Raw genomic sequence first — 7,105 nt, 5'->3', positions numbered from 1 at the left:
TTCATTTAACAGATGAAGGATTTGTAGTTTCTCTTCAACGGAATGGTTACTTCTGGCCATAAAAAATACTCCCCTTAGGTCAACAGATTTTATTTTTTAATCTGTCTACCTTATGGGGAGCATATCATAAAATTGAGACAACCTCTTTTTTTGTTTTTGAGCATAACAAAAAAACTCGGATGTACAAAAATACCCTATTATTGCTATCAAAAACGTATATATTTTGTAAAATCATGATACAGAGTTTTTAAATGACTTCTCTAGGAGCAATACTATATACTTACATTTTGCACTATGAACTGCACTGAAAAATCTCTCATTTACTCGAGTTTCCAAATTACACACATGAAAAAGCGAGGTTAATCCATGAACATTTCATATAAATTAATGTCTTCATTAAACTTTGAGGACGCGCATGTCCTGTTTAATCGAGGATTTGAAGGCTATTTAGTGCCGATGAATTTATCTTTTGATGCATTCGTTAGTCGATTTGGTAATGCTGGTTTATCTCCGGCATTATCTATCGTTGCATTTAATGAAAAAGAGCCAATCGGTTTTGTGCTACAGGGCCTTAGGGAAATCGATGGTCAAAAGATTTCTTGGAATGGTGGAACAGCTATTATTCCAGAATACCGGGGAAGGAAACTGGGTTATTCCTTGATGGTGGAAGCCGAAAAACTCTTAAGAGGACTTAATGTAACAGTTGCAACTTTAGAGTCTCTATCTGAAAATAAGGCAGCTATATCTTTATATGAGCGTTGTGGTTACAAAGTGGAAGACGATCTACTCTTTTTACGAGCAAATGAAGTATTGAGTAGTACGTTACCTGATCTTGACGGTTATGAAATCACGAGAATTCCGGCAGCCCAATCGATTGGATCCGATTTATTTCCAACTATCGTCCCTTGGCAAACGGATGCTAGTAACACACCTAAATTAGGTGGGGAAGTTGTGATGATTTCAAAAAATGGGGAGGTGGAGGCAGCTTGTCTCATTAAAAAAGATTGTGTATTCGAGAAGAAGACGGATAGAATTACATTTTTTCAGGTAAAAGAAAATGGAAATGAAGATGCTCTAAACAAATTACTAGCTCACGCATTAGAATATGACCAATCTATCAATCGTACAACCTATAACTTCTTAAAAGGAAATGGTCGTGTCATTTCAACTTTAACGAAAAGCGGTTTTGAAAACACCTCAATATCACAAGTTTTCATGACAAAATTCCTCTAAAATACGCGATTGACAACAAAAAGATTCTATATAATGTTTATTATTAGATACTCTACATGCTATACATGAAGTAGCTACGTCACTCATAACAATTTTGACTATCTTGCATACTAGATAGTCGAAATTGTAGTATGCTTGCGATGAAATAAATGAACAACAATCTATCCATGTAGCTGTCGTTAGCAAAAAGATAAATCGATCAATTCATTACTGTATTATGAGTTATCACCTTACTTACTATTCAATTAGCTGAGAGTAATTATTTTTTTGTAAAATGTGCACTAATCGATAACAATACGGTTCCATATAAACGCTCCATCTTCTATGTATAGCCACACATTCCTACAAATTCGAGATGTGAAAATTTAACTCATCTTAAATAAAAAATTAAAAAGCGTACATAATAATTATCAGACTGAACAACCTACAATTAAGGAGGGATCTAATTGAAAATTGAAAAAGGGATTTTCGCACTTACATCAGTTCTTTTTTCGGTAGGACTTCTAGTTGGCTGTAATGGAGTCGACGAAGATGAACCTGATCCAACTGAAGAACCATCCGAGCAAAGACAAGACGAGAACAATAATTAATAAGTTTAAGCACCGTTCAAACGGTGCTTTTTCTATACCCCAAATATGAAGATGGAATGGATGAATAATGCGGATGTTACAAATGGTCGATCGCAATCATTTTCGAAAAGAGGCGATGGGAAACATCGAGGTCATCAAGAAAGAAGTTATTCAGCCACTAGTTAGATAATTTAAGATTAATTTATGTGTAGACGATACTTTTGTGCAAGTCTCTTCACTAAAAAGTAATAGTTCATGTTTATGCTACTAATTGTTAAATGAAATTAATTGAACAGTGAGTGTTTTGAAGTGGGAAGTGGTACAGAAATGATGTTGTAAAAAAGTGCAATGAAATTATTCTGAAAATATTCTAGTACTACTTTATGTTATTTTCATTTATAGCAGATAGTTAGGAAAAAAAGGTTACTTATACAAAATGAGAACAACAACTCAGACAATCTAGTGCGCTTGTTGCAGAACCCAGGAACATCTAATGTCAATCTTTTTAAAGACGTATCTGGACCATAAACCATAACGTGTCGTAAAATCACACAGGAGTAGGTGTATTTTAATTACTTTAAATTGGGTTAATATGGTACTGTAGAATAAATACTGTTACTCAACTATCGGACCATTAGCTAACATGCAAGTTGTTACTTTGCACTCCAGACGGAACGTTTTCCGAGGGGCGTGGGGTGTATCTTGAGCCTCCTTGGTCGCTAAAATCTTGTGCCCTGCTGGGTCTCGAGACGAGTGCAAATATATGCTCTCAAAGCTTTGCTTTTGTTCGCAAAAGCCGTTCTTCGTTACGTTTTTCGCTGATCCCTTTGGAGTCTTCCGTTTTCCGCTCCAAGCAACGGAGAGTGTGATTTATAAAAAATACATCCAAGAAACGGTCCAGTTACCGGAATAAGGATCTGCACTTTTTAAGTAGTAGAACCATTTTGCTTAAGTTTATACGCTATCGGAGGATGCTATGGGATACATAATGAATTTAAGAAATATGGTGGGAAGTCGCCCCCTAATTATGGTGGGGGCATGCGTAATCATTGTAAATAATAAAAATGAATTATTATTACAACTTCGTAAGGATAATAATTGTTGGGGATTAGCTGGTGGTTCTATGGAGATAGGTGAAACATTAGAGCAAGTAGCTAAAAGAGAGTTATTCGAAGAAACAGGTTTAGTTGCAAATAGTGTAACCTTGTTAAATGTCTATTCAGGACAAAACTTTTACTATAAGTATCCTCATGGTGACGAGGTTTATAATGTAGTTGCCGCTTATGTTTGTAGAGACTATCAAGGGTTATTAAAGAAAGAGGAAAATGAAGTTAAAGACTTGAAATTCTTTGATATGGCCGTTCTTCCTTCTAATATAAGCCCACCGGATTTACCGATTATTAATGAATATATACAGAAGTGTCTTTGAAACAAAACGGGGCTTAATTGTACAGCATTGTGCAAGAATAGGACGCGATTGTTTGATAGCACACTCTAGTTGATTGGAGAGGAGGGCGGCGACTCCAGCGGGAACAGCGAGAGCTGAAGCCGTGCCCGCGGAACGCATCCGCCTGGAAGGAAATCAACGGGTTGCAGACAGATCCTTAATTGGGCGCGTTTTTTGCATAACCCAAACTAATAATCAATTAACTGTATTTCAGTAAGTTAGTGATAATAAGGTTAGCACAATAATAAGAGAGAGGGCAGATGTCTCCTCTTTTGCTGTTAAAAAACAAGTTATTAAAAATTCAACCCCAATATCAAATCTTCTTGTAAACAGAATAGCAAAAACCCTCCTTAATTGGATGGGGTTTTTGGCTTGTCAACACTAAATCGGACAATTTTTATAAGGTCCCTAACCGGTACTCAATCGGCGTTAGATAATCTAGCGTTCCGTGGATTCGGACCCGATTGAACCAATTCACATAATCCTGTAGTTCACGCTCTAACTGGTTGATAGAAGAAAACTTCATTTGCTTAATGAACTCGATTTTGACCACATTGAACATTGATTCTGCTACCGCATTGTCGTACGGGCATCCTTTCATGCTAAGTGACCTTCCGATGCCAAAAGCTTCTAAAGCTTCGTCAATTAGTTGATTTTTAAATTCACTTCCACGGTCTGTATGGAATAATTGGATGCGATCCAAGCTGCGTTCAATGCTAGACAGGGCCTTGTATACAAGCTTAGCTGTCTTTTCGGGACCAGCGCTGTAGCCGATGATTTCTCGATTAAAAAGATCGACAAATAAGCATACATAATTCCATCTTCCATTGACTCTTACGTATGTTAAATCGCTGACAACCACAGCCAGTTCTTCTTGGCCATTAAAGTTTCTTGCCAGAACATTCTTTACAGGTTCCTCATTCACTTTTGATTTAAACGGTTTATATTGAGCGACAGTGTAGTTGGATACAAGCCCCGTTTGCTTCATGACACGACCAATACGACGTCTAGAAACCGTCCGGTTGATCTTCTCTAATTCTTTTTTGATTTTACGTGTTCCGTAATTGTTTCGACTCTGTTTAAAAATTTCCTTGATATCTTTTTGCAGGGTTCTATTCTCCGGTTGTTTAACGGAAGTGTAATAGAATGTGCTTCTTGCGATCCCTAGGACGTCGCACATTGCTGATACCGAGTATTTGTGACGGTTGTTTTGAATCACATCTACTTTCGTCCCATGATCAGCGCGGCTTGCTTTAAAATATCATTCTCCATTAGGAGACGTTGGTTCTCTTTACGTAATTTAATTAATTCATTCTCTTCGTCTGTACGCTGATCTTTTTCTTCAAAAGATCCAGTAGCTTTGTGACGCCTCACCCAATTATCAAAAGTAGTGGAGGTTAGATCGTACTCACGAAGAATATCTGTACGTGGTTTACCGTTTTCATGTAGCTGTACAATTTGGTTTTTAAATTCCTTGGTATAGGTCCGTCTCGCTCTTTTTTCAGTCATGTAGATTCTCCTCATCTCTTTGGTTGTATTCTACAAGACCCTAATTACATTGTCCAAGTCAGTGTAGCCTATACATTTTTTATTTTCGAAGAAAGTTTGTTATATCTGTTATCTAAATAAAGTCTGACAATTCATTGAGGAGTTTGTTATAATCTAGAAGTGGAATTGGATACGTATGTTCAGCAAACTGACCAGATTATTGAAGTTAATAAATTATTTATTAAAATAAAAAGCTCGAATACTGTTAGTATTTATCATAAATCTAAAATATAAAGACTAACAAAATATACTTCAAAAATTGGAGGAATGAAAATGACAGAACGATATAAAATGTTAGCTGGGGAACTTTATGATGGTGGTGATCCGGGATTATTAGAACAATGGTATAAAGCAAAAGACTTGACAAGAGATTACAATCAAGCTGATTCTAATGATTTAGATAAGAAAGGTAAAATATTAAATGAATTACTAGGTGGAAGTGGAAAAAATCTATGGATTGTAGCACCGTTTTTTGTTGATTATGGGGAAAATATTTATTTCGGAAATAATTGCGAAGTGAATATGAATTGTATATTTTTAGATGATAATAAGATCACTATTGGAGATAATGCGCTTATCGCTCCAAATGTAAATATTTACACAGCATTTCATCCAACAAATGCTGTTGATCGATTTGGAGAACCTAAACAAGACGGTTCGTTTGAATTTTGTAAAACACAGACAGCTCCCGTCACTATTGGTAATAATGTTTGGATTGGTGGCTCAGCGGTAATTATGCCTGGCGTAACCATTGGAGATAATGTTGTAATAGGTGCAGGAAGTGTTGTTACAAAAGATATTCCGGATAATGTAATAGCTCATGGTAATCCATGCCGTACTATTAGGGAAAATAAATAAGTGTATCAAATCGAAAAATCTTCCATAATCGGACGCGATTGTGACATAACCATGATAAAAAATCGTTAAACTGTAATTCATTGCCGCATCCAGATTTAGGAAAAAGGCGACTACTCTTAATTGAGCGGTCGCCTTTTTATTAGAAATTGCTGTCCAAAGCTCCCGAGAGCCCTTGAATCAAACGATGGAAATTTGGTGTGCCATTATCGCTGTTAATAGCAGAAGCGGGTTCCAAACTGCTTTTTGCTGAAGGATACAGTGTGTTGAATAATGCTTTTGCATCTGAGGTGCCAACATAGGAAACGGCTAATGCGTAAGCTGGAACGGCTGCTCCTTCAGCTATGATACCACTCCCCGTCAACCCATTACTATATTCTCTCATAACCCCATTTGAAGCAACGTAGTGAGCGTTTATTCCTTTTACACCGCTAACTGCAGCATTGAAAAATGATGAACTTGGGTTAGAAGTTACTCCAGTAGATCCCATACCTGCAAGAGCTGAGCCCATTACAGACCAAGTATCGTATCCAACAGCCATCTTACAACTATCCTCACGACCTCCACCAATTAGCCATAATCCGTTTGATAACTGTGTATCACGTACATAAGACGCAAAGTCGGTCATGACCCCACGGTAAGGATTTTGCGTTCCACCAACATAAAGAGCGTATGCACCAATTCCACCGGAAGCTAAAGCAAATATATTATTAGAAGCCTTGGATTTTAATACTGCCCCACAACTCGTCATAGATGGGGCTATCCAAGAGTCAACAGAACCATTGCTGATATGAAGATTCTTAGCCGTTTGTAACGCCGAAAGCATCTCATTCATTATAGAATTATAATTGGCTTTCTGAGTTGAATTTAAATCCAACTGACCGTAGGCTTTGGCAAAAGCTAAGAGTAACATACTAGTATCGGGTGATTGAGTTGCATTATTGAACCAGCTATTAGCATGCTTGGTTTTACTTAGATCCATCCGCGCTTTCAAATGATCTAAAGTTGCAATTGCATCTGTTCGAACAGATGCCGCTAAAGGATCATTATTAGCTTTTAATCGATTATATAAACTTGTCAAAAACAGACCATCTTGCGCTGCGCGAAAAAAACCAGGGTTTACACTAGATTTTGACCCATATCCATTATGAGTAAGACCTAATTTGGTATTGTCTACGTGCTTACCTTGTTGAAAATACGTCAAATAGATAGATTTTGATTCAGCAACGACATCAATAGTACTCGCAGAGGCTTGAGACGGTGATAAGAGTGTACTTGCTGCGAATAGAGTGGATAAAACTAAGAAGAATAATTTTTTCAACTTAACTCCTCCCTCTATAAATGTTGATGTATCAACGGTTTGACCCGTTGTTAGGGTGCCAAAAATATTTTTTTGACACGCAGATAAACAATAATAATTAGATATTTGAATCTTCAAACGTCCATGGGTACG

General features: G+C 36.9%; 6 protein-coding genes. 4 read left to right on the top strand and 2 right to left on the bottom strand.

Annotated features, from left to right (window positions below):
- Positions 1–366 precede the first annotated feature (366 nt).
- From M3197_RS17075 to M3197_RS17065, 3 genes are all read left to right on the top strand, one after another.
- Entirely contained in the window at positions 367–1,233 is an 867-nt protein-coding gene (locus M3197_RS17075) for a GNAT family N-acetyltransferase (RefSeq protein WP_251663080.1), read from the top strand.
- A 446-nt stretch (positions 1,234–1,679) separates the two neighbouring features.
- Positions 1,680–1,823 carry a hypothetical protein gene (locus M3197_RS17070; protein WP_251663078.1) on the top strand — a complete coding sequence of 48 codons (144 nt, stop codon included), beginning with the start codon at positions 1,680–1,682 and terminating at the stop codon, positions 1,821–1,823.
- Positions 1,824–2,778: 955 nt separating this feature from the next.
- On the top strand, positions 2,779–3,231 hold the full coding sequence (locus M3197_RS17065; RefSeq protein ID WP_251663076.1) for an NUDIX hydrolase: 453 nt from the start codon (positions 2,779–2,781) through the stop codon (positions 3,229–3,231).
- 415 nt (positions 3,232–3,646) lie between these two features.
- Here the strand turns inward: M3197_RS17065 and M3197_RS17060 are convergent.
- Positions 3,647–4,758, bottom strand: a protein-coding gene (locus tag M3197_RS17060; RefSeq protein ID WP_432814015.1) for an IS3 family transposase whose coding sequence is annotated in 2 segments (ribosomal slippage) — positions 3,647–4,506 and positions 4,506–4,758 — 1,113 coding nt in all. Because the reading frame shifts where the segments join, the coding sequence is not laid out codon by codon here.
- A gap of 312 nt (positions 4,759–5,070) precedes the next feature.
- On the opposite strand from M3197_RS17060, the gene M3197_RS17055 reads away from it, so the two are divergent.
- On the top strand, positions 5,071–5,655 hold the full coding sequence (locus tag M3197_RS17055) for a sugar O-acetyltransferase (protein ID WP_349774156.1): 585 nt from the start codon (positions 5,071–5,073) through the stop codon (positions 5,653–5,655).
- A gap of 139 nt (positions 5,656–5,794) precedes the next feature.
- Here M3197_RS17055 and M3197_RS17050 read toward each other — a convergent pair.
- A partial coding sequence (locus tag M3197_RS17050; RefSeq protein ID WP_251663071.1) for a hypothetical protein occupies positions 5,795–7,105 on the bottom strand: 1,311 nt, incomplete at its 5' end.

Source organism: Sporosarcina aquimarina (assembly GCF_023715615.1).
Classification (GTDB): Bacteria; Bacillota; Bacilli; order Bacillales_A; family Planococcaceae; genus Sporosarcina; species Sporosarcina aquimarina_A.
The sequence above is the reverse complement of the archived record's forward strand: the minus strand, read 5'-3'. Positions and strand labels throughout refer to the sequence as shown.

Bases quoted from the DNA above. Each gene is read 5' to 3' on its own strand.
- M3197_RS17075 (WP_251663080.1), top strand. From the start codon at position 367: ATGAACATTTCATATAAATTAATGTCTTCATTAAACTTTGAGGACGCG.
- M3197_RS17065 (WP_251663076.1), top strand. From the start codon at position 2,779: ATGGGATACATAATGAATTTAAGAAATATGGTGGGAAGTCGCCCCCTA.
- M3197_RS17055 (WP_349774156.1), top strand. From the start codon at position 5,071: ATGACAGAACGATATAAAATGTTAGCTGGGGAACTTTATGATGGTGGT.